General features: G+C 73.7%; 20 protein-coding genes, 1 tRNA gene and 1 pseudogene. 7 read left to right on the plus strand and 15 right to left on the minus strand.

Going from position 1 to position 22,104, the window contains the following annotated elements; all coding sequences use genetic code 11:
* Positions 1–11 precede the first annotated feature (11 nt).
* From AC07AZ_RS32085 to AC07AZ_RS32095, 3 genes are read left to right on the plus strand one after another with little or no spacing between them, the layout of a single operon-like run.
* Positions 12–2,465 carry a bifunctional acetate--CoA ligase family protein/GNAT family N-acetyltransferase gene (locus AC07AZ_RS32085; RefSeq protein WP_478853998.1) on the plus strand — a complete coding sequence of 818 codons (2,454 nt, stop codon included), beginning with the start codon at positions 12–14 and terminating at the stop codon, positions 2,463–2,465.
* On the plus strand, positions 2,462–3,436 hold the full coding sequence (locus AC07AZ_RS32090; protein ID WP_478854000.1) for an LLM class flavin-dependent oxidoreductase: 975 nt from the start codon (positions 2,462–2,464) through the stop codon (positions 3,434–3,436). The genes AC07AZ_RS32085 and AC07AZ_RS32090 overlap by 4 nt, the downstream gene beginning before the upstream one ends.
* Positions 3,437–3,452: 16 nt before the next feature.
* Positions 3,453–4,004: a PaaI family thioesterase gene (locus AC07AZ_RS32095; protein ID WP_478854002.1), complete on the plus strand. Its 552-nt coding sequence runs from the start codon at positions 3,453–3,455 to the stop codon at positions 4,002–4,004.
* 54 nt (positions 4,005–4,058) lie between these two features.
* Here AC07AZ_RS32095 and AC07AZ_RS32100 read toward each other — a convergent pair whose 3' ends face one another.
* The 9 genes from AC07AZ_RS32100 to AC07AZ_RS32140 all read right to left on the minus strand — a co-directional run bounded on the left by AC07AZ_RS32100 (position 4,059) and on the right by AC07AZ_RS32140 (position 11,100).
* Positions 4,059–5,210: an acyl-CoA dehydrogenase family protein gene (locus AC07AZ_RS32100; protein WP_478854004.1), complete on the minus strand. Its 1,152-nt coding sequence runs from the start codon at positions 5,208–5,210 to the stop codon at positions 4,059–4,061.
* Between the two features lie 274 nt (positions 5,211–5,484).
* A tRNA-Pro gene (locus AC07AZ_RS32105) sits at positions 5,485–5,558 on the minus strand.
* 79 nt (positions 5,559–5,637) lie between these two features.
* Positions 5,638–5,994 carry an MmcQ/YjbR family DNA-binding protein gene (locus tag AC07AZ_RS32110; RefSeq protein ID WP_478854006.1) on the minus strand — a complete coding sequence of 119 codons (357 nt, stop codon included), beginning with the start codon at positions 5,992–5,994 and terminating at the stop codon, positions 5,638–5,640.
* A gap of 67 nt (positions 5,995–6,061) precedes the next feature.
* A complete protein-coding gene (locus tag AC07AZ_RS32115; protein WP_478854008.1) occupies positions 6,062–6,613 on the minus strand; it encodes an N-acetyltransferase family protein in 552 nt (183 codons plus the stop codon).
* A complete protein-coding gene (locus AC07AZ_RS32120) occupies positions 6,610–7,227 on the minus strand; it encodes a helix-turn-helix domain-containing protein (protein ID WP_478854010.1) in 618 nt (205 codons plus the stop codon). Before AC07AZ_RS32120 ends, AC07AZ_RS32115 begins: the two co-directional genes overlap by 4 nt.
* 35 nt (positions 7,228–7,262) lie before the next feature.
* Positions 7,263–8,165 (minus strand): LysR substrate-binding domain-containing protein, encoded by a 903-nt coding sequence (locus tag AC07AZ_RS32125; protein ID WP_478854012.1) that lies wholly within the window; start codon positions 8,163–8,165, stop codon positions 7,263–7,265.
* Positions 8,166–8,238: 73 nt separating this feature from the next.
* Positions 8,239–9,438, minus strand: coding sequence for a glycine C-acetyltransferase (locus AC07AZ_RS32130; RefSeq protein WP_478854014.1), 1,200 nt, complete (start codon positions 9,436–9,438; stop codon positions 8,239–8,241).
* An 18-nt stretch (positions 9,439–9,456) separates the two neighbouring features.
* A complete protein-coding gene (gene tdh / locus AC07AZ_RS32135) occupies positions 9,457–10,485 on the minus strand; it encodes an L-threonine 3-dehydrogenase (RefSeq protein ID WP_478854016.1) in 1,029 nt (342 codons plus the stop codon).
* Positions 10,486–10,701: 216 nt separating this feature from the next.
* Positions 10,702–11,100, minus strand: coding sequence for a YybH family protein (locus AC07AZ_RS32140; RefSeq protein ID WP_478854038.1), 399 nt, complete (start codon positions 11,098–11,100; stop codon positions 10,702–10,704).
* An 891-nt stretch (positions 11,101–11,991) separates the two neighbouring features.
* Between AC07AZ_RS32140 and AC07AZ_RS32145 the strand changes: the two genes are divergently transcribed.
* Both AC07AZ_RS32145 and AC07AZ_RS32150 read left to right on the plus strand, forming a co-directional pair.
* Positions 11,992–12,294 (plus strand): muconolactone Delta-isomerase family protein, encoded by a 303-nt coding sequence (locus AC07AZ_RS32145; protein ID WP_478854018.1) that lies wholly within the window; start codon positions 11,992–11,994, stop codon positions 12,292–12,294.
* Positions 12,295–12,546: 252 nt separating this feature from the next.
* A complete protein-coding gene (locus AC07AZ_RS32150; RefSeq protein ID WP_478854020.1) occupies positions 12,547–13,152 on the plus strand; it encodes a GOLPH3/VPS74 family protein in 606 nt (201 codons plus the stop codon).
* A gap of 153 nt (positions 13,153–13,305) precedes the next feature.
* Here AC07AZ_RS32150 and AC07AZ_RS32155 read toward each other — a convergent pair whose 3' ends face one another.
* The 6 genes and pseudogenes from AC07AZ_RS32155 to AC07AZ_RS32180 form a co-directional block, all read right to left on the minus strand.
* Complete coding sequence (locus tag AC07AZ_RS32155) at positions 13,306–13,881, minus strand: GAF domain-containing protein (RefSeq protein WP_478854022.1); 576 nt, start codon at positions 13,879–13,881, stop codon at positions 13,306–13,308.
* A 124-nt stretch (positions 13,882–14,005) separates the two neighbouring features.
* Positions 14,006–14,605 carry a GTP-binding protein gene (locus AC07AZ_RS32160; RefSeq protein WP_478854024.1) on the minus strand — a complete coding sequence of 200 codons (600 nt, stop codon included), beginning with the start codon at positions 14,603–14,605 and terminating at the stop codon, positions 14,006–14,008.
* Positions 14,583–14,954: a DUF742 domain-containing protein gene (locus AC07AZ_RS32165; RefSeq protein ID WP_356037987.1), complete on the minus strand. Its 372-nt coding sequence runs from the start codon at positions 14,952–14,954 to the stop codon at positions 14,583–14,585. Before AC07AZ_RS32165 ends, AC07AZ_RS32160 begins: the two co-directional genes overlap by 23 nt.
* A gap of 2 nt (positions 14,955–14,956) precedes the next feature.
* Positions 14,957–15,391, minus strand: a complete 435-nt coding sequence (locus AC07AZ_RS32170) for a roadblock/LC7 domain-containing protein (protein ID WP_478854026.1) — start codon at positions 15,389–15,391, stop codon at positions 14,957–14,959.
* A gap of 68 nt (positions 15,392–15,459) precedes the next feature.
* A pseudogene (locus AC07AZ_RS32175) lies at positions 15,460–18,147 on the minus strand (sensor histidine kinase).
* A 491-nt stretch (positions 18,148–18,638) separates the two neighbouring features.
* A complete protein-coding gene (locus AC07AZ_RS32180; protein WP_478854028.1) occupies positions 18,639–19,817 on the minus strand; it encodes an MBL fold metallo-hydrolase in 1,179 nt (392 codons plus the stop codon).
* Between the two features lie 267 nt (positions 19,818–20,084).
* On the opposite strand from AC07AZ_RS32180, the gene AC07AZ_RS32185 reads away from it, so the two are divergent.
* Positions 20,085–21,263 (plus strand): glutamate dehydrogenase, encoded by a 1,179-nt coding sequence (locus tag AC07AZ_RS32185; RefSeq protein ID WP_478854030.1) that lies wholly within the window; start codon positions 20,085–20,087, stop codon positions 21,261–21,263.
* Positions 21,264–21,355: 92 nt separating this feature from the next.
* Entirely contained in the window at positions 21,356–21,979 is a 624-nt protein-coding gene (locus tag AC07AZ_RS32190) for a TetR/AcrR family transcriptional regulator (protein WP_478854032.1), read from the plus strand.
* Positions 21,980–22,104 lie beyond the last annotated feature (125 nt).

The following is a 22,104-nucleotide window of genomic DNA, read 5'->3' on the forward strand; positions in this document are numbered from 1 at the left end:
CGGCACACCCCGTGACCACATCCCCGCACCCGGAGCACCCGGAGCACCCGGAACGGCCGTACCCCGAGGATCTGGAGCGCCCCGGGCTCGTGCGGACCGGGCGGTCGACGTTCGTGCGGCCGATCCGGCCCGAGGACGCCGACCGCCTGGTCCGCTTCGTCGGCGGCCTGTCCCGGGCGACCCTGGCCTACCGGTCCCTCGGCCCGGTGGTCCGCGCCCGCGACGACGTCATCCGGCGCGGCGCGCACGTGGACTACCTCAACGAACTGGCGCTCGTCGCCCTGGCCGGCGACGAGATCGCCGGCCTGGTGCGCTACGTCCGCGACCCCGAGGAGCCGGAGCACGCCGAGGTCACCTTCACCATCCGCGACGACCACCAGAGCGAGGGCTTCGGGCGGCTGCTGCTTGAGCACATCGCCGCGGCCGCCCGGGCCCGGGGCGTCCGCGTGCTGGAGGCGGACGTCCTCGCCGACAACGACCGCATGATCAACGTGTTCGGCGGCGCCGGCTACCGGATCGAGACCGGGCCGCCCGGCCAGATCATCCACTTCGAGATCGCCATCGACCCGCAGGCCCAGGCCACGGCGCGGGCCGAACGCCGTGAGCACACGGCCCTGCGGCGTTCGCTGCGGCCGCTGCTCGAACCGCGCTCGGTGGCGGTGATCGGCGCCAACCGCAGCCCCCTGACGATCGGTCACGAGATCGTCGCCAACCTGCTGCGGGGCGGTTTCCGCGGCAGTGTCTTCCCGGTCAACCCGCGGGCCGCGCAGATCGCCGGAGCCCGCGCCTACCCCGCCGTGCGGGACCTTCCCGAACCCCCGGACCTGGCACTGGTGGCCGTACGGGCCGAGGCGGTGCCCGACGTCGTACGGGAGTGCGCGGAGGCCGGGGTGAAGGCGGTGGTCGTCGTCTCGACGGGCTTCGGCGAGGCCGGTGCCGCGGGCCGGGCGACCGAGCTGGAGCTGGCCCGGTTCGCCCGCGCCTCCGGGATGCGGCTGGTGGGCCCCAACTGCATGGGCGTGGTCAACACGACGCCCGCGGCCCGGCTGGCGGCGACCTTCTCGCCCGCGCTGCCCACACCCGGCCGGGTGGCGATGTCCAGCCAGTCGGGGCCGCTGGGGCTCGCGGTGCTCGACTTCGCCCGGCGGCTGCGGCTCGGCTTCTCCGGCTTCGTGTCGGTGGGCCACGCCGTCGACGTGTCGACCAACGACCTCCTGCAGTGGTGGGAGGAGGACCCCGCGACCTCGGTGATCCTGCTCCACGTCGAGACCTTCGGCAATCCCCGGCGCTTCGCCCGCATCGCCCGCCGGGTCGCGCCGCGCAAGCCGATCGTCGCCGTGCACCCGGGCCACGGGGACTCCGCGGTGAGTTCCCTGTTCGCCCAGTCCGGGGTGATCCGCACCCGCAGCCTCCAGGAACTCTTCGACGTGGCGCTGCTGCTGGCCCACCAGCCGCCGCCGCCCGGCAACCGGGTCGCCGTGATCACCAACGCCGGCGGGCCCGCCGCACTGACCGTGGGCGCCTGCGCGGGCAGCGGGCTGAGCGTGCCCGCGCTCGGTGAGCGCACCCGGCGGACCCTGCGGACGGCCCTCTCGCCGCGGGCCGAGGTCGCCAACCCGATCGACCTGACGCCCATGGCCACCGCCGCGCACTACCGGCAGGCGCTGGACGCGGTGCTGGCCGACGACGGCATCGACGCCGCCGTCGTCCTGTTCATGCCGCCGCTCGCGGACAAGCCCGACGAGGTCGCCTCGGCCATCCTCGACGCGGCCGCGGCGGCGCCCGCGAAGCCGGTGGTGACCAGTTTCCTCGGCGGTGCGGGCGTCGCCGACCTGCTGCACCGGGGCGGGCTGGTCGTGCCGACGTACACCTTCCCCGAGGCGGCGGCGACCTCGCTCGGGCACGCGGCGGCCTACCAGGCGTGGCGCGGCACGGCCGCCGGTGTCGTCCCGGATCTCCCGGGAGTCGACACCGACCGCGGCCGCTCGCTCGTCGCCGGGCGCGCGCCCGGACCCGTCCCGGACGCGCTGGTCACCGAGCTGCTGGACGCCTACGGCATCGCCGTCGCCGACACCGGACCGGGTCCCGGCCCGGACGCCTTCCTGTCCGTCAGCGCGGACCCGGTGTTCGGCCCGGTGATCGCCTTCGGTCTCACCGGTGACTACGCCGACCTCATGGCGGACGTGGCCCACCGGGTCACTCCGCTGACCGACCGTGACGCGAGGGAGATGGTCCGCTCGCTGCGGGCGGCTCCCCTGCTGGACGGCCGGGCCGGTGGTGCCGGGGTGGATCTGACGGCGCTGGAGGAGACCGTCCTGCGGATCTCGGCGATGGTCGAGGACCTGCCGGAGATCGAGGCACTGGAACTGAGGCCGGTACGGCTGCTGCCGCCCGGGCACGGCGTCGCCGTCGCCCGGGCGGCGATCCGGCTGGCGGACAACACAACGGGAGGTGGTCCCCCATGAAGGTGGGCATCTACTTCGACCTGCGCAACCCTCCGCCGTGGCGGCAGAGCTGGTCCCGGGTCTACGGCTTCGCGCTGGAGATGTGCGAGGAGGCGGACCTGCTGGGCCTGGACTCGGTGTGGTTCTCCGAGCACCACGGCTTCGAGGACGGCTACCTGCCGCAGCCGCTCACCATGGCTGCGGCCGCCGCCGCCCGCACCCGGCGGGTGCGGCTGGGCACGGCGGTGATCCCCGCGCCGCTGCACGCGGCGCCCGAGCTCGCCGAACAGGCGGCGCTCGTCGACATCATCAGCGGCGGACGCCTGGACCTCGGTCTCGGCACCGGCTACCGGGTACCCGAGTACGCGCTGTACGGCGCCGACCTCACCAGGCGCTACTCCACGACCGACCAGCGGGTGCGGGAGATCCGCGGGCTGTGGGCCGAGTCCCTGGTCACCCCCGGCCCGGTCCAGGACCCGCTGCCGATCTGGCTCGGCTACCAGGGCCCGCAGGGCGCCCGCCGGGCCGGCCGGCTGGGCACCGGACTGCTGTCGCTCAACCCCGCCCTGCTGACTCCGTACCGCGACGGGCTCGCCGAGAGCGGGTACGACCCGTCGAGGGCCCGGATGCAGGGCTCGTTCACCACGTTCGTCACCGAGGACCCCGACGGCGACTGGCCGGTGGTCCGCAAGCACCTGGCGTACCAGTGGGACAGCTACCGCCGGTACATGGTCGAGGGCACCGACCAGCCCGCCCCGCGGCCGATCGACCCCGAGAAGTGGCGGGAGACGGGCCTGAAGTCGACCGGCGTCGGCCAGTTCCTCTACGGCACCCCGCAGGACGTCGCCGACGCCATCAGGTCGTACGTGGCGGGGCTGCCGGTCGAAGGGGTGTTCCTGTGGGCCTCGCTGGCCGGGATGCCCGAGGACATGGTGGCCCGCCAGGTCCAGCTCATCGCCGGGAAGCTGCGCCCGCTGCTTGCCGATGTCTGATCCGAGGAGTCACCACATGTCGACGAGTACGGGCGAGCCCGCGGCCACCGCACCGGCCGGTCACCGGGCCGGGGCCGACTTCCAGGAGCCGCCGCGCACCCCGGGCGGGGTGGCGCTGTGCGGCGCGTGCCGCGTCGCCGGTTCCTGCCGCCTGGGAGTGCAGCGCGAGCGGCTCGACGACGAGGGCGCGGCCGTCTTCGAACTGGCCTGCCCCCGGGACCAGGAGGGCGGCCCCGAGGTCGCGCACGGCGGCTGGACGGCCGCCGTACTGGACGACTGCCTCGGTCATCTCCCGCTGCTGCACCGGGTGTTGAGCGTGACGGCGGAGCTGACCGTGAGCTTCGTGAAGCCGGTGCCGGTGCAGCGGCCGCTTCGGGTGCGGGCCTGGGTCGAGCGGCGCGAGGGCTCGCGCTGGTACATCAGGGGCGAGATGGTGCTGCTCCCGACCCGCGCCGTGCTGGCTCGCGCCTCCGGCATCTGGGTCACCCGGGACCAGGGCCACTTCGCCCGCCACCAGGCGTGGCTGGCGGGGCAGTCGGACTCCGGCGGCCCGGGGGCCGGCGGCTGAGCCGCGAAGGGCTCCGGTGCCGGCGCTCACGCCGGTACCGGAGCCGGGCGGACGTCAGTAGGACCGCAGGCCCATGCTGCGCGCGATGCCGTTGCGCTGGATCTGGCTGGTCCCGCCGGAGATCGTCGCCACGATCGACTCACGGTAGCGGAAGCTCATCACGCTCTCCGTGGAGAAGCCGTGACCCGCGCAGACCTGCATGCCCAGCCGGGCGGCCGCCACGTACGTCTCGGAGCCCTTCAGCTTGGCCATCGAGCCCTCCCGGGTGCACGGCTTGCCCTGGGCGAGCAGCCAGGCGGCCCGGTAGGCGAGCAGCCGGGCGGAGTCGATCTCGGTCTGCAGGTCGGCCATGGCGTGGGCGAGCGCCTGGAAGTTACCGATCGGACGGCCGAACGCGTGCCGGGTACGGGCGTACTCCAGCATCTCGTCCAGGGTGGCCTGTGCGGCGCCCAGGTAGCCCCCGGTGATGATGACCTTCTCCAGCTCGATGTTGGAGAGCATCACCTTCCAGCCCTCGTCGCGCGGGCCGACCAGGTTCTCCTTCGGCACCAGGACGTCGTTGAAGAAGACCTCGTTGGTGCCCAGGATGTGGCGTGCCAGGGTGGGCGTCCGGCGCACCTCGACGCCCTTGGTCGAGGGATCGACGAGCAGCAGACTGATACCGCCGTGCTTGGGTTCGCGGGGGCCCGTGCGCACGTAGGTGGCGATGGTCGTGTCGGGCAGTCCGCCGCCGGTGCACCATGCCTTCTGGCCGCGGACCAGGAAGTGGTCGCCGTGGTCCTCGGCGCTGGTGCGCAGGGCGGCGGCGTCGGACCCGCTGTCCGGCTCGCTGAGGCCGACGGCGAGCCGGTGGCGTCCGGTCATGACCTGTTCGCGGATGAAGGCGCGCTGCGCCTCGTCACCCCACCGGAACACCGTGATGCCGGGGATGAGCACGCCGATGTAGCACATGGCGACGTCGAAGCTGGCCCGGCCCAGTTCCTCGGCGATGAGGACGAGCTCGACCGGCCCTCCGCCGTCACCGCCCTCGTCCTCACCGAACGGGAGGCTGAACCAGCCGAGGTCGGCCATGCCCCCGAACAGTTCGGGCGGCACGGTGCCCTCCTCGTCCCACTGCTTGGCCTTCTCGGCCGGACACACGTCGGCGACGAACTGCCGTGCCGTCGCGCGCAACATGTCCTGCTCGTCGGTCAGCCCGAAGTCCACGGCCACTCCTCGCCACCACTAGCTCATTTATCTATCTAATTATTCTATGTCAACTGATAGGCGTAGAGGAAGAGCCGGAAGACGGGGAAGGGCCGGGAAGGGCCGACGAGGGACGGGAAGGGCCGAGGACGGCGGAGAGAGACGGAGGGGGCGGGGAGGGAGGGGCCGGGAGGGCCGCCGGCGCAGGGGAGGCCGAGAAGGCTGCGGGCATCGGGCCGCGGGGGCACGCGAAAGGGCCTCCGCGGTCTTTCGCCCGCGAAGGCCCCTCACACCGTCGGGACGACAGGATTTGAACCTGCGACCCCTTGACCCCCAGTCAAGTGCGCTACCAAGCTGCGCCACGTCCCGGTGTCCGTCTGACCTGGGGTTTCCCCGGGCCGAACGTGCAGGGAAACAATACCGCACTTGGCTCGGTGGTCGCGCACCCTTAACGCGGGGCCGGCCCCAGCTCGGGGTGGTCCTCGATCAGCCTGGGCGGGGCCGCCTGCCGCCAGGTGTCGGCGAGGATGTCCCTCAGCTCGGCCTCGTCCTCCACCTCGGCGAGCCGGACCCGGACCCAGGCGAACTGCGCCTCGTGGTCCGCGATCCAGAACTTCCCGGGTTCCGCCAGGACCAGTTCGTCGCGCTCCTCCTTGGGGCAGCGCACCGCCATGGAGGTCTCCTCCTCGGGCAGCGTGGCGAACATCTTGCCCGCCACCCGGAACGTGGGCATGTTCCAGGCGGTCTTCTCCGTCGTCTCCGGCAGGGACAGGGCGATACGGCGTGCGTCTTCGGCGTCGGGCATGACAGGCACCGTAGCCGCTCGCACTGACAGTCACCCGGTGAGCACGTCCCCGGCGGCGCCCACCCGCTCACCAGAGGCCGCCGCCCCCGCTTCCGGGCGCCGGTGCCTCCAGGGGCTTGTAGAAGAGCGTCGTCGGCCGCAGGGCTCCGCCCGGCTCCGCCGCGTAGTCGGGGATCACGCCGGCCCTCGTCCAGCCGGCCGAGCGGTACAGGGACTCGGCGGGACTGCCGGTCTCGGTGTCCAGGTGGAGCAGGATGACACCGGCCGACGCGGCCTCGCGCTCCGCCGTACGCAGGAGCCCGCGGCCGAGTCCGCGACCGCGGGCGTCCCGGTGCACCAGCAGCTTGACCAGCTCGGCACGGTGGCGGCTGTTGGGTTTGTCGGGGAAGGCGAGGCTCACGGTGCCGACCACCCGCGTCCCGTCGTGCGCCGCCCACACGGCGTACCGGCCCGCGGCGACCGGGCCGGTGCGGTCCCGCCACCAGGCGGCGGCCGCGCGGTGGTCGAGCGGCGCGAGGAAGCCGACCGAGGCGCCGCCGTCCACGGCGTCGACCAGCAGGCCGGCCAAGTCGTCCGTCCAGGCGTCCAGTCGGGCCCCGTCCAGTCGGGTCACGATCACGGCAGCACCACCGCGAGCAGGTAGCGCGCTCCGGTGGGGCCGGCGCAGCGGAACCGGGTCGGCCCCCACACCCGCAGCCGCAGACAGTCCCCCGCGCCGAGATCGTGCGCGGTGTCGCCCGCCGTCACCTGGAGCGCCCCTTCCAGGACCCAGACGTGCTGTTCCAGCCCCGGCACGGGTGGCCGGTCGTAGGCGATGTCGGCCCCGGCGGCGAGCCGGCCCTCGACGAGTTCGCCGCGCAGCCCCGCGTGCGGCGGGGACACCGACCGTCGCAGGAACCCGGAGGCCCTGTCCTGCCACACCGGCTGTTCGGCGGCCCGCAGCAGCGGTACGGGGGCCGTCTCGACCTCGCTGAGCAGCTGGGACATGGTGCGGCCGTACACCGCGCACAGGCGGTTGAGCAGTGCGGCGGTGGGGCTGGTCTCCGCCCGCTCGGCGCGCGAGAGGGTGGACCTGCTGACCCCGCTGCGCTCGGCCAACTCGCCCAGGGACCAGCCGCGTTCGGAGCGCAGCTCGGCGAGGCGGGTGCCGAGCCGGGTGTCCAGACGCGCGTCGTCATCGGGCACGGGAGGCCGGGCCTCGGTCGCGTCACGGCGCACACCATTCTGTCTCATATCCGGGACCATATCCCGGATATGAGACGGGCGGGTTACGTCGCGGCCGCTTCGCCGAGCGCGTCCAGCACCGGCCGGATCAGGGGGTGGTCCTCGGCGCCGCGCCGGACCGCCGCGAACACCCGGCGGGTGGGTGCCACCGCGTCGACCGGCCGTACGGCCACACCCGTGAGGTCCATGCCGCGCAGCGCGGAACGGGGCACGAGGGCCACTCCCGCGTCGGCGGAGGCCAGCGCGACGACCGCGCGGAAGTCGTCCGAGGAGTGCTCCAGGCGGGGCTGGAATCCCGCGTTCTCGCAGGCCAGCACCACCACGTCATGGCACGGGTTGCCGGGGTAGGGGCCGATCCACGGGTCCTTGGCCAGCTCGGCGAGCGGCACCTCGTCGGTGTCGGCGAGACGGTGGGTGACCGGGACGACCGCGTCGAAGGGCTCGGCGTACAGCGGCACGTGGGTCAGGCGGGGGTCGTCGGCCGGCGGGGCCCCGCGGTACTCGACGGCTACCGCGACGTCCACGAGCCGGTCCAGCACCATCGGCAGACTCGCGTCGCCCTCGGCGTCCTGGACGCGGAGGTGGATGCCGGGCGCCGAGACGGTCAGCCGGGCCAGCGCCGGGGCCACGACCAGGGCGATGCCGGTCGCGAAGGAGGCGACCGTGACCGTGCCGGCCGCGCCCGAGCCGTACGCGGCCAGTTCCGCCTCGGCCCGCTCCAGCTGGGCCAGCACCGCGTTGGTGTGGGCCAGCAGGATCTCGCCGGCCGGGGTCAGCCGGACGCCCCTGGCGCCGCGCTCGACCAGCCGGTGGCCGGTCTCCTGCTCCAGGGCGGTCAGCTGCTGGGACACGGCCGACGGGGTGAGATAGAGCGCGGCGGCAGCCGCCGTGACCGTGCGGTGGTCGGCCACCGCACGGAGGATGTGGAGCCGCCGCGCCTCGATCATGGGACCGATTCTCTCAAACGACCGGAAACAGCCGGGGCCCTGGTGGCCCGCCGGTTCCGACGGCCCCGCCGGCTCACGCCTCCAGCTCGGCCCGCGCCGCCACGAACGCGTCGACCGCCCGGTTCACGTCCTGCGTCGAGTGCGCCGCGGACAGCTGCACCCGGATCCGCGCCCGGCCCTGCGGCACGACCGGATACGAGAAGCCGATGACGTACACGCCACGCTCCAGCAGCAGTTCCGCCAGGCGTCCCGCGCGCGCCGCGTCCCCGATCATCACCGGGGCGATGGCGTGGTCGCCGGGCAGGACGTCGAAGCCCTCCTCGGTCATCCGGCGGCGGAACAGGGCGGTGTTCTCGGCCAGTCGGACGCGCAGGTCGTCCGCCGCCTCCAGCAGGTCCAGCACCTTCAGCGAGGCCGCCGCGATCACGGGGGCGAGGGTGTTGGAGAAGAGGTAGGGGCGCGAGCGCTGGCGCAGCAGGGCGACGATCTCCGCGCGGGCCGCCACGTAGCCGCCGGACGCGCCGCCCAGCGCCTTGCCCAGCGTGCCGGTGATGATGTCGACGCGGTCCATGACCCCGTGCAACTCGGGCGTGCCGCGGCCGCCGGGGCCGACGAAGCCGACGGCGTGCGAGTCGTCGACCATGACCATCGCGTCGTGGCGGTCGGCGAGGTCGCAGATCTCGCGCAGCGGCGCCACGTAGCCGTCCATGGAGAAGACGCCGTCGGTGACCACCAGCTTGCGGCGCGCGCCGCCTTCGGTGGCCTCCTTCAACTGCCGTTCCAGGTCGGCCAGATCGCGGTTGGCGTAGCGGAAGCGGCGGGCCTTGGACAGCCGGATGCCGTCGATGATCGAGGCGTGGTTGAGGGCGTCGGAGATGACCGCGTCCTCGGGGCCGAGCAGCGTCTCGAACACGCCGCCGTTGGCGTCGAAGCAGGAGGAGTACAGGATCGTGTCCTCCTGGCCGAGGAACGCCGACAGCCGGCTCTCCAGTTCCTTGTGCACCTCCTGCGTACCGCAGATGAACCGCACGGAGGCCATGCCGTAGCCCCAGCGGTCCAGTGCGTCGTGGGCGGCGGCGACGACCTCGGGGTGGTCGGCGAGGCCGAGGTAGTTGTTGGCGCAGAAGTTGAGGACCTCGCCCGGACGGCCGCCGGCGGTGACCCGCACGGTCGCGGACTGCGGGCTGCCGATCACCCGCTCGGGCTTGTGCAGGCCGGCGGCGCGGATCTCGTCCAGGGTGGCGCGCAGGTCGTCGCGCACGGAGTCGAACATCATCGGTTCCTTACGTCCTCAGAGGGTCCAGTCGAGGATGACCTTGCCGCCGCGGCCGCTCGCCGCGTCGGCGAACGCCGCCTCGAAGTCGCGGTGGCCGTACCGGCCGGTGATCACGGGGGCGAGGTCGAGGCCGCCCTCGAGCAGGACCGACATCGCGTACCAGGTCTCGAACATCTCACGGCCGTAGATGCCCTTGATGGTGATCATGGAGGTGACGATCCGGGCCCAGTCGACCGGGAACTCCTCGGCGGGCAGGCCGAGCATCGCGATCCGGCCGCCGTGCGTCATGTTGGCGATCATGTCGCGCATGGCCTCGGGGCGCCCGGACATCTCCAGGCCGATGTCGAAGCCCTCGCGCAGGCCGAGTTCCCGCTGCCCGTCGGCGATCGTCGTGCGCGCCACGTTCAGCGCGAGGCTCACCCCGATCTTGCGGGCCAGTTCGAGCCGCTCCTCGCTCACGTCGGTGATGACGACGTTGCGGGCACCCGCGTGCCGGGCGACGGCGGCGGCCATCAGACCGATCGGCCCGGCACCGGTGATCAGGACGTCCTCACCGACCAGCGGGAACGACAGGGCCGTGTGCACGGCGTTGCCGAACGGGTCGAAGATCGCGGCGACGTCGAGGTCCACCGGAGCACGGTGCACCCACACGTTGGACGCGGGCAGCGCGACGTACTCCGCGAACGCGCCGTCCCGGCCGACGCCCAGACCGACCGTGGCCCGGCACAGGTGCCGGCGGCCCGCGAGGCAGTTGCGGCACTTCCCGCACACCAGGTGTCCCTCACCGCTGACCGTGTCGCCCGGGCTCACCTCGGTGACGTCCCGGCCCGTCTCCACGACCTCCCCGACGAACTCGTGCCCGAGCACGAGCGGGGTGCGGATCGCCTGCCGCGCCCACCCGTCCCAGGCCCGGATGTGCAGGTCGGTGCCGCAGATACCGGTCCGCAGGACCTTGATCAGTACGTCGCCGGGTCCCACGGCGGGTTCCGGAACGTCCGTGAGCCACAGCCCGGGTTCCGCCTTCTCCTTGACCAGCGCCTTCAACGCTACGGCTCCTGACGGTGAGTTCCCGGGTCCGGGCACGCCGGGGCGGCCCGTCCGGGGAGGGGATGAGGGGGAATCACCTGGCAATCTGCCCTACCGGTGGCGCCCGGTCCATCGAGGATTTCTTAAGCGGCGCCACAGCTCCGCTTCACGCCTCCCCTTCCGGCCCGGGTCGCCGGTCCGCCAGGTGTCGTACGCCTGCGGGAGACCGGTCCCTCAGGTGAGGCGGGAGACCTGGTAGTGGGCGATCCGCCAGTCGCCGCCGGCCCGCCGCACCAGCACGGCGAGCTTCACCTCCAGCGTGGGCCGGTCGGTGAAGGAGAAACCGACGTCCAGATAGCCGAGCAGCAGACCGTCCGCCGGGCGCCGGGTCTCCAGGACGCGGTACTCCGCGGTCATGCCGAGGGGCTGGGAGTCGTAGTAGTCGGCGATGCCCTGCCGTCCGACGCTGTACGGGTGCAGCCCCTGGAAGATCGCGTCCTCGGTGAAGAGGGCCGCGACGCGCGCGGGGTCGTGGTCGTCGACCGCCGCCTTCCAGCGGTCCAGGACATCGCGCAGGACCGCCTCGCTGCCGGCGACGCCCGCCGTCGCGCTGCCCGCCGCGCTGCCCGTCACGCTGCCCGTCGTACGGCCGGTCGTCGTGCGGTGGGTGCTGCCGTGCGAGGGGTCCGGCGCGGAACCCCCTGGCCTGATGTCCTCGTCCATCGCGGTCGCTCCCTCTCCGACGGGTCGGTGACCGGCGCTCGTGTCACCGGCCACGTGCAGGATCTCCCCGGCGGCGCCCCGGGCCGGCCCAGCGGGCGGCTCGGCGCCCCGGATGTCGCCCACCTCACCCGTCCGGCCCACACGCCGGCGTCCGGCGAGCGCGACGGGGTGCCGCTGGGGGCGTGGCTCGCGGTCGGGCGACCGGGACGGGGTGCCGGGGGGGGGTGCCGCTGGGGGGGCGTGGCTCGCGGGTGGGCGACCGGGACGGGGTGCCGGGGACGGCTTGGCTGGGGGTCAGCCACGGCGCCGGGGGGCCGGGGGCCGCGGGCGGTACAGCTGGGGGTTCGGCCACGGCGCCGGGTGCCGTGGCCGGTACGGCCCGGAGTCCAGCGTGTCGTCCGGGCCCGGGAAGCCGCACATGGGGGCTCGGGATGCGGCAACCGCGCCGGGGGCGCAGCGGGCGACGGGGCTCGGGGGCAGGCGACCACGCCGGGGGGCGCGGGCGACGGGGCTCTGGGGCTCGGGGGACAACCCCGGGGGCCCTCAGACGGCGCGGCTCCGGGTCGTGCCGGGGAGGCCGCGCGTGCCGGTCGGCAGGAAGCCGGTGACGCGGCCCGTGGTGGCAGCCGGTGGTGGCAGCCGGGCCGGCCAGGGCCCACCATGGGGGCACGGCAACCCGGCAGCGGCGCGTCCGCGGCCGTGCGTCCCGCCGCCCCGGCCGAAGCCGGGTGACGGCCCGCCCGCCCGCGGTCCCGCGGCGGCGTGTCAGCGTGTCGTCGTGTCGGCGAACGGAGAGGGATCATGCGAGAGTTCCTGGTCGAGATCACCACCACCGTGCCCGAGGGCACCGGCCCGGACGAGGTCGACCGGAGGCGGGCCGCCGAAGCCGTCCGCGCGGCCGAACTCGCCGCCGACGGCCTTCTCGTACGGCTGTGGCGCCCGGTCGGTGAGCTGCGCAGCGTCGGGGTGTGGCGCGCCGCCGACGAGGACGAGCTCCACGAGAAGGTGCTCGGCACGCTTCCGCTGCGCCCGTGGATGTCGCTGACCGTCACTCCGCTGGAACCCCACCCGAACGACCCCGGCCCGTCCGTCCCCACGGCCTGACCGGCGGCCGGGCCTTCGGGCGTCCGCCCTCCCGTGCTTCGTCGTCCGCGCGCGGGACGGGCGTGCGAGACTCGCCCGTGCACGACAGCACCAGCCCTCGGCAGCGCCCCGACCGGACGACAGGACCCGGCGACGGTACCGGCCGACCGACGAGGTCGGCGGAGTCCGGCGACACGGTCCGGAGCCCCGGCCCGGCGCCGCCGATCCGAGACGGGCCGTCCGGCCCGCCGGCCCACCGACGGGGAGCCTTCCATGACCACAGCACGGGACCTGTTGATCGTCGCCATGGAGACGGCCCCCGACCGTCCCGTGGAGCCGGGTGATCTCTCCCTCGCTCTCGCGGGAGCCGAACTGATCGACCTGCTCGAGAACGGCTCCCTGACCCTGGACGGCGACCGCATCCTGCCGGGCCTCCAAGTGGCCACCGACGACGAGCTGTTGGACCAGGCCGCGTCGGCGCTCGTACGGCAGGAGCCTTACGAGTCGGTCGAGGACTGGCTGTGGCGCCGGGGTCGCGGCCTGTCCCTGACCTATCTCGCCGGCCTGGAGAAGGACGGCGTCGTCACCCGGTCACGCGGCCGCTGGATCCCTGTCGCCACCCGGCGGCGGGAGCTGGCCGACTCGCCGGCCCGCCGCCACGCCGAGGCACGCCGGGCGGCGGACGAACCCGTGCTGGCCGCCCTCACCACCTCCCTGCGCATGGACGACAAACGCGCCGACGACTTCGAGGACCTCACAGACGAGGCGGTCGTGACGGTACTGGCCGCGGTCGGCGAGGCCGTGACGGAACTGGAGTCGGTACGGCAGCGGCGGACCATCGAGGACGCGGCCTTCGACAACATCTGGCGGGGGCAGTGACGGGGTCGCGGGTGCGTTGACCTGGCCGGGGATGTGACGGACCCAGCTGTGACGGGCCCAGCTGCCTGACCGGGCGGGGGACGGGCCAAGTGGCCGGCCGGGCGCGTGGGTTCGTCGTCACCTCGGAGCACGCGCGGCCGCCGCACGGCCGGGTCACAGCGGATATCCGTCGCCCGCCCGTCGCTCCAGCCGCGCCGCGAGATCCGCGGCGGTCGACTTGATGGTCTCCAGACCCGCCTTGCCCCAGGCGCGCGGCTCGACGTCGGCGACACAGACCGTGCCCAGCACCATGCCGGTGGTGTCGATGAGCGGAGCACCGAGGTACGAGCGGATGCCGAACTCGTCGACCACCGGATTGCCCGCGAACCGCGGGTAGTCGCTGACGTCCTCCAGGACCAACGCCTTGCGCCGCACCACCACATGGGGGCAGAACCCGTGGTCGCGCGCCATGGAGCGGCCGACCCGCGGCCGGCTCCCGTCGCTCTTGGCGACCGGGCCGGTGGCCGGGCTGTGCAGGCCCGCGAAGAACTGCCCCTGCTCCCCCACGAAGTTGACCATGGCGTACGGCGCTCCGGTGCACTCGGCGAGGCGGTGCGCGAAGGAGTCCAGGACGGGGTCCGGGCTCTCCCCCAGGCCGAGTCTGCGCAGCCGCAGGGCCCGGGAGGGGGCCTCCTTGTCCTCCGGGGTGAGCAGCAGCCGACCGGCCGGGCGCGAGGGGTCGTACCTCATGGGCGGGCTCGGTCACTGTGGGCGTGGGTCATGGGGAAGCTCCGTGACGGGTGTGCGGGACGACGGTGCGGGGGTGTGCGTGGCGGTGCGGGAGTGTGCGTGGCGGTGCGGGAGTGTGCGTGGCTCACATGTGGGCGCCGTGGCTCGGCGCGGGGGCGGGGGTGTGGGCGATGAGATGCCGGACCAGGGTCAGCAGGGTCTGCACGCCCGAGCTGGAGATCCGGGCGTCGCAGCGCACGACGGGGATGTGCGGGTCGAGGTCGATGGCGGCGCGGACCTCTTCGGGGTCGTACCGGTACGAGCCGTCGAACTCGTTGATCGCCACGATGAAGCCGACGCCGCGCTGCTCGAAGAAGTCCACGGCGGCGAAGCACTCCTCCAGGCGCCGGGTGTCGGTGAGGATGACCGCGCCGAGCGCGCCCTCGGAGAGCTCGTCCCACATGAACCAGAAGCGCTCCTGACCGGGGGTGCCGAACAGGTACAGGACGTGTTGCGGGTCGAGGGTGATGCGGCCGAAGTCCATGGCCACCGTCGTCTCGACCTTGTTCTCGATGCCGTCGAGTTTGTCGGTCGCCGCGCTGACCGTGGTGAGCAACTCCTCTGTGCTGAGGGGCGCGATCTCGCTGACGGCGCCCACGAAGGTCGTCTTGCCTACTCCGAACCCTCCGGCCACCAGGATCTTGAGCGCGGTGGGGAAGGGGTCAGAGCTGTCGTCGTAGTCCATCGAGCACTGCCTCCAGAAGGGCCCGGTCAGTCGGGTTGTGGTGGAACTCGGGTGGCTTGGTGGTCAGCGCTCCGCAGTCGACGAGGTCCGACAGCAGCACCTTGGTGACCACCGCGGGCAGTCTGAGATGGGCGGCGACCTCGGCGATCGAGACGGGCGCCCGGCACAGGTCGAGGGCCTGCGCGTGCTCGGGACCGAGGTAACCGAGAGGCGTGGCCCCGGTGGCCCGCACGTGCGACAGCAGGTCGAACACGACACTGGGCCGGGTGCGGCCGTTGCTGACCGTGAAGGGGCGTACGAGCCGACCGGCCGCGTCGTCGAGCCAGGGCCCGTCACCGGCCGTCGCCACGCTCAAGGCCTCATCGCCGACGGTTCGACGGCGTACTGCCGGGGCGCCGTCACCAGGTAGGGGCGGACGCTCTTGACCAGCATCGCCATCTCGTAGCCGAGCACCGCCGCGTCGGCCTCACGGCCGGCCAGCACGGCCAGGCAGGTGCCGGAGCCGGCCGTGGTCACGAACAGCAGGGTCGAGTCGAGCTCGACGACGACCTGGCGGACGTCCCCGCCGTCCCCGAAGCGGACGCCGGCGCTGCGGCCGAGGGAGTACAGCCCGGAGGCCAGGGCCGCCATGTGGTCGGCGCTGTCCGGGTCGAGGCCGTGAACCGACTTCACCAGCCCGTCACAGGAGAGGAGAACCGCGCTGCTGGTGTGCGGTACGCGCTGCACGAGGCCGCTCATCAGCCAGTCGAGATCGGATACCTGGCCGGTCGGCGCTTCGCTCGCCATGGTGGATCGACTCCTTGAGGTACGCGGGTCTGCGGGAGCGCTGGGCGTGGGGGTGGAGAGGGGGGTGGTCATCCGGCCGGTGCGCTCCCGTCGTGCCGGATGGTGTGGTCGAGGCGGTCGCGGCCGGGCGCGGACGCGTGCGCGGGGCGCGCTTCGGCCGGCCCGAGGGTGTCCGGTGCGGAGCTGTCCGGGCGGGACACATCGACCGGCCGTTCGGCCGTGGACCGTTCGGCTGTGGGCCGCTCGCCCATGGACCGTTCGGCTGTGGGCCGCTCGGCCGTGGGCCGTTCCGTCGTGGGCCGTTCCGTCGTGGGGCGCCGACCTGTGGCCGACACGTCCACGAACTGCGGCGGAGTCGTGGGGGCTGCGCCCATGTGGGACGCGTCCAGGGCGGAGGGTGCCAGGTACGACCCGTTCGTCGGCCGCACGGCCATGGGTCGCTCACCCATGGCAGATACGTCCATGAAGTGGGGCGGGGTCATGGGGTGTGCGCCCGTGTGGGGGCCCTCCACTGCGGCCGACGTGCTCGTGGCCGTCGACTCCCTGTGCGCGTTCTTCGTGTGAACGGCGTCGACGGGTGCTACGTCCGTGTGGGCTGTGTCGGTGGGGATCGAGGCCATGTGGCGGAACTCCGTATGGCGGGGCTCCATATGGCGAGGCTCCATGGTGCGGGACTCCATGTGGCCCTCCGTCATGGGGCTCGGGGCCACCTGCCCAGGAATGTGCCCAGGCTCCATGTGGCCGAGCTCCATGTGCTCGGACTCCATGTGGTCGGACTCCGTAGGTGCCGACGCCGTCGCGGCCGTCGACTCCGGGTACGTCGCCTCCAGCTGTTGCTGGGCCTCGGCAAGGCCCACACCGCGTTGGAAGGCGGCCATCAGACCCGGGTCGTGTGCGGCCGGCCGGTCGGATTCCGGGCGCGGCGCCGGGCCGTCACGCAGCTGGGGCACGATGTGCTCCTGCGCTCGGCGCCGGGGCAGTTGGGGCTTGCCCATGGTGCCGCGCACCGCGCCACCGACCCGGGGTGTGGGCGGCGCCGACGTGTGCTCGCCTACCGCTCGCCGGTCGTCGGGCCGGATCCCGGGCCGCGCCTCGGCCGGATTGGGCCGCTCTCCGTGCGCGCCCCGCCTCGGCAGGGGCGCCGGCGCAGCCGGTCGGCCGGTCTCCTGCCGCTTCTGTTCCTGCCGCTTCTGTTCCTGCCGCTCGTGTTCCTGCCGCTCGTGTTCCTGCCGCTCGTGTTCCTGCTGCTGGTGCCGCTCCGGGCGCTGAGGTCGCTCCGGGCGCGGATCGGCCGGTGGCCTCGCGGGAGCTGCCCGACGCGCTCTCCCGCCCCTGTCCCCGGAGTTCGACTGCGTGGGCCGTCGCGGTGCCGGCACAGGCGAGCCCGACGCCCCGGAGGCGGCCCCGGTCACAGCACCGGACGCACCCGAGGCGTCCTGCCCCTGCCCCGGCTGTCCCTGTCCCGGCTGCCCCGGCGGCAGTGCGGCCCCCGGCATCCCCGGCACCTCGTGGGCCGGGATGCCGGAGGGGGCCCCGGCGGCACCCGGAGGCGTACCGAGGAGCGCCTGCGGTACGACGAGTACGGCCTGCACCCCGCCGTAGATGTTGTTCTGGAGGCGGACGTGGATCCCGTGCCGCTTGGCGAGCTGGGAGACCACGAAGAGGCCGATCCGGCCGTCGGCCAGCAGGCTGGCGACATTGACCTGGTCGGGGTCGGCGAGCAGGGCGTTCATCCGGTGCTGCTCGGCGACGGGCATGCCGAGTCCGCGGTCCTCGACCTCGACGGCGAGCCCCGAGGTGACCAGGTTCGCGCGCAGCAGGACCTGGGTGTGGGGGGCGGAGAACACCGTGGCGTTCTCGACGAGTTCGGCCAGCAGGTGGATGACGTCGGCGACGGCGTGGCCGCGCAGGGTGCCGTCGATCGGGGGGACGAGCTTGACCCGCGAGTACTGCTCGACCTCGGCGATGGCGGAACGCAGCACCTCGGTCATGTCGACCGGGTTGCTCCACTGGCGCCGGGAGACCGCGCCGCCGAGCACGGCGAGGTTCTCGGCGTGGCGGCGGATGCGGGTGGCGAGGTGGTCGACGTGGAAGAGGCCCTTGAGCAGGTCGGGGTCCTCGATCTCGTTCTCGAGTTCGTCGAGGATCGAGATCTCACGGTGCACCAGCGACTGCAGGCGGCGGGCGAGGTTGAGGAAGACCTCCAGTTTCTGCTCGCTGCCCGCCTGGCTGGAGAGCTGGGCGGCCTGCACGACGGCGGTGACGGCCCCGTCGTGGGCGCGGGCGAGGTCGGCGGCGAGCAGCTCGAAGTCGTCGGCGTCGGCGGGCGGACCGGTGCGCGCCTTGCGCTGCGGTGGGCCCTCGCCCCGGCGCAGGGCCTCGACCAGGTCCCGCAGTTCGGCCTCACCGCGCGCGTTGCCGCGGCGCAGGGCGCCGAGACGGTCGTGCACGGAGGCCGCGGTGCGTTCGGCGGCCACCGCGGCGATCAGGATGCCGGCGAGGGCCACCGAGGCCGCGCCCGCGAGCACCCCGCACAGGGTGAGGCCCAGATGCGCCCCGGTGGAGCGGAGGGTGAACAGCAGGGCCGCGCAGGCGCTCAGGGCGACCGCGACGGGTGGCAGCACGGCGAGACGCATCAGCTGGGGACGTATGTGGGTCTCGGGCAGCCCGGGTCTGGTGCGGGCGGCCGGCGGCCGACCGTGCCGGCCGCCCTCACGGCGGTCTGCACGGGCGGCCGGGGCGCGGAGGTGAGACATCGGCGTCCTCGTACTGGTCCGTCGGTCGGGGCCTGGGCTCGCGTGGTCCGCGCGTGGCGGTCCCGCGTCATGGCTGTGCCGGTCGAGAGAGCCCAGGAATGCGGCCCTGCGTCGTCCGACGGACACTCACAGTAGTCGGCAAGCCATCATGTGCGGTGGGCAGTTGACAAAGTCCCCCAGCCGGCGTCCCGCTCTGGTATGAGGCCTCGTACGACAGACCGATAAGGCGTTCTCACGTCCGCTCGGAATATGGAAGCGATCGATCGTGCCTGGTCGGAACCGGTCGCAACGACAAAAGTGAGGGTCCGCGCGCTTCTCGCGCTGCGGACCCTCACCCTGCTGTTTCAGCGTCCCCGACCGGTCCGCCCGGACCGGTCGGGGACGTCCGCCGCCTCCGGCCGCGCTCGCCCAGATGTCACGGGCCGTATCGGAGGCCACCCGCAGGCCACCCGACGGGACGGGCCGGCCACTCCCGCGAGCCCCGACCGCCGCTACTCCCCCACCAACGCCTGCTCCGGACCGGACGCCACCGGCGGCCAGGTGGACCAGCCCTCGGCGGGGGCCAGCGCCACGGGCCGCCACCACGGGGTGGTGGGCGGCGAGTCGGCCGGCTCGAAGGGCTCGCCGGGCCTCGGCGACGCCATGGTCACCCCCGCCTTGTGGGCCGCCTGAATCGTGCCCTCGCCGGGCTCCGCCCAGGGGTGGGTCGCCAGGTTGAAGGTGCCCCAGTGGATCGGCAGCAGGACACCCGCGGCCGGATCGCCGCCCTGGAGGTCCAGGTGGGCGCGGACCCCCTCCTCCGGCGTCATGTGGATGTCGGGCCAGAAGTCCGAGTAGGCGCCGATCTGGATCATCGTGGCGTCGAAGGGGCCGTGCGCGGCGCCGATGTCCCGGAAGCCCTCGAAGTAGCCGGTGTCCCCGCTGTGGAATATCCGGTGCTCGGCCCCGGCGACGACCCAGGAGGCCCAGAGGGTGTGCTGGGTGTTGCGCAGCCCCCGGCCGCAGAAATGGCGGGCCGGGGTGGCGGTGAGGGTGAGTCCGGCGACCTTCGCCGTCTCGTGCCAGTCCAGTTCGCGCAGCCGGTCGGCCGGTACGCCCCAGCGTTCGAGGTGGGCGCCCACGCCGAGCGGCACGGCGAACAGGGTGTCGGTACCGGCCAGCGCCTTGATGGTGGGCAGGTCGAGGTGGTCGTAGTGGTCGTGCGAGATGACCACGACGTCGACCGGGCCGAGCGCGGCCAGTGCCACGGGGACGGGGTGCAGCCGCTTCGGCCCGGCGAAGGGGAACGGTGAGCAACGCTCGCCCCAGACGGGGTCGAACAGCACGCGCCGGCCGTCGATCTCCGCCAGCACGCTGGAGTGACCCGTCCAGGTCAGCCGCAGCCCGGTGGCGGGTGGCGAGGCGATGTCGGCGGGGGTGGTGGTGTGCACCGGGATCGTGCCGCTGGGCGCGCGGCGGGGCCGGGACTCCTTGTCGAAGAAGGCCTTCGCGAAGGCCGTCATGGAGCCGGAGGGCCTGGTCCGGGCCTCGCCGCCCGGGTTCTGGAAGACGCCGTCCTTGAAGTGGGGCGATCTGCGGATGCGCGCCATGCGCTCACCCTCGGGGTCCGCGCCGAAGGCCACGGGCCGCAGCGCTCGGAGCCCGGAGCTGAGGGAACGGAAGCCGGCCACGGTACCTCCAGGTGGAGTCGGTGAGTCGTTCCATTATGGTCGGCCCGTTCGACCGTACGGGACCGGCCCGTTCGCCGAGGGGTCGCGCCGGGCCGCCGCGGGGTCGCCCCGGTGGCCCAGCGGTCGCGTTCCGTCGCCGAGAGCGGTCGCGCGCGGTGCCGGAGGACGCCGTCCGGCACGTCGGCGGGACGTGCCGCGGGGCCGAGGCTGACTCGCCGTTCAGTAACATCAGTGCTTCGCCGAGCCGGGCGTTCGCGAGAGGACCGCATGACCACTCCCCTGATCTCGCTCACCTGGACCGACCACGTCACCGGCCGCCAGGGCTTCCTGGTCGTCGACCGGCTGGTGCGCGGTGTCTCCAGCGGCGGGCTGCGCATGCGCGAGGGCTGCACCGCGGACGAGGTCGCCGGGCTGGCCCGCGGCATGACCATGAAGGAGGCGCTGCACTACAACCCCGAGGGCCGCTACATCCCCCTGGGCGGCGCCAAGGGCGGCATCGACTGCGACCCCCGGGACCCGCGGGCGTACGGGCTGCTGGTGCGGTACCTGCGCGCGGTGCGGCCGTACGTCGAGTGTTTCTGGACCACGGGCGAGGACCTCGGCCTCGGCCAGGACCTCGTGGACCGGGCGGCCGTGGAGGCGGGGCTCGTCTCGTCCGTCCAGGCCGTGTACCCCCTGCTGGACGACGAGCAGGCCGCCCGCCGCCGGCTCGCGGACGCCTTCGCGGTCGAGGTGGACGGCATCGGCCTGGACGAGCTGGTCGGCGGCTGCGGGGTCGCCGAGTCGGTGCTCGCGGCCCTGGACCGGGCCGGGATGCCGTACGCCGGGACCCGGGCCGCCGTGCAGGGCCTGGGCACCATGGGCGGTGCCACCGCGCGCTTCCTCACCCGGGCCGGACTCACGGTCGTGGCCGTCGCCGACGTCAAGGGCACGATCGTGAATCCGGCGGGCCTCGACGTCGAGGCGCTGCTCGCCGCGCGGGACGCGTACGGCACCGTGGACCGTTCGGCGCTGCGCCCCCGGGACCGGGAACTGCCGGGCGACGCCTGGCTGTCCACCGGTGCGGAGATCCTGGTGCCGGCGGCGGTCTCGTACGCGATCGACGCCGTGAACCAGGAGGCGATCGAGGCCCGCTGGATCGTCGAGGCGGCGAACATGCCCGTGCTGCCCGACGCGGAGCAGCTGCTGGCGGCGCGCGGGATCACCGTGCTGCCGGACGTGGTCGTCAACTCCGGGACGAACGCCTGGTGGTGGTGGACCCTGTTCGGTGACATCGGCGCGGACGCGGACGAGGCGTTCGCACACACCCGCCGCTCGATGCGCGCGCTGGTCGAGCAGATGCTGGCCCGCGCGGACTCCGACGGGACGACACCGCGGGCCGCCGCGCACGCCATCGTCGCGGACCGGCTGCCGGTGATCGCGGAACGGTTCGGCTGGTATCGGTGACCGGCCGGACACCGCCCGCCGTACCGTCCGGAACAGGCCATATCCAGTCGTCGCGTACGGCACCCCACAGATCCACACATTAGGGTGACGGGGTGGCGAGAGTGCGGTTGAGCGTGGCGGAGCGGCGCGAGGAACTGCTGCGGGCGGCGATCGGGCAGATCCAGGAACGGGGAGTGGCGGCGGTCAGGATCGCCGACGTCGCCTCGGCGCTCGGCGTGAGCAACGCGCTGGTGCTGTACCACTTCTCGACCAAGGAGCAGCTCGTCGCGGCGGCCTTCCGGTACGCGGCGGAGGACGATCTCGCCCACCTGCGCAAGCTGCTCGGCCGCCGGACGACGGCGCTGCGCCGACTGCGGTCGGCCGTGCGCTGGTACGCGCCGACCGGTCAGGCGAAGGGCTGGCGGCTGTGGATCGAGGGCTGGGCGGCGGCGCTGCGCGACCCCGCCCTGCGGGAGGTCACCCGGGATCTCGACCGGGAGTGGAAGGCGGCGATCGCCGAAGTCGTCGCGGAGGGCGTGGCCGCGGGCGAGTTCCGCTGCCCGGACCCGTCCGCCGCGGCCCTGCGTCTCACGGCCCTGCTCGACGGACTCGCCGTACAGATGACGTCGTACGCGGGAGCGGTGTCCCGCGCGCGGGCACAGGCGTGGGTGGACGAGGCGCTCGCCCGCGAACTCGGCCTGGAGCGGGAGGCGTTGACGGCGTCGGAGCGGTGGTGACGCCGGGCGCGGTGACGTGAGGGCGGGGGGGGGGGGGGGGGGGGGGGGGGGGGGGGGGGGGGGGGGGGGGGGGGGGGGGGGGGGGGGGGAGAGGGGGGGGGGGGGGGGGGGTGTCAGTCCCCTCG

Source organism: Streptomyces sp. NPDC043878, from assembly GCF_056435735.1.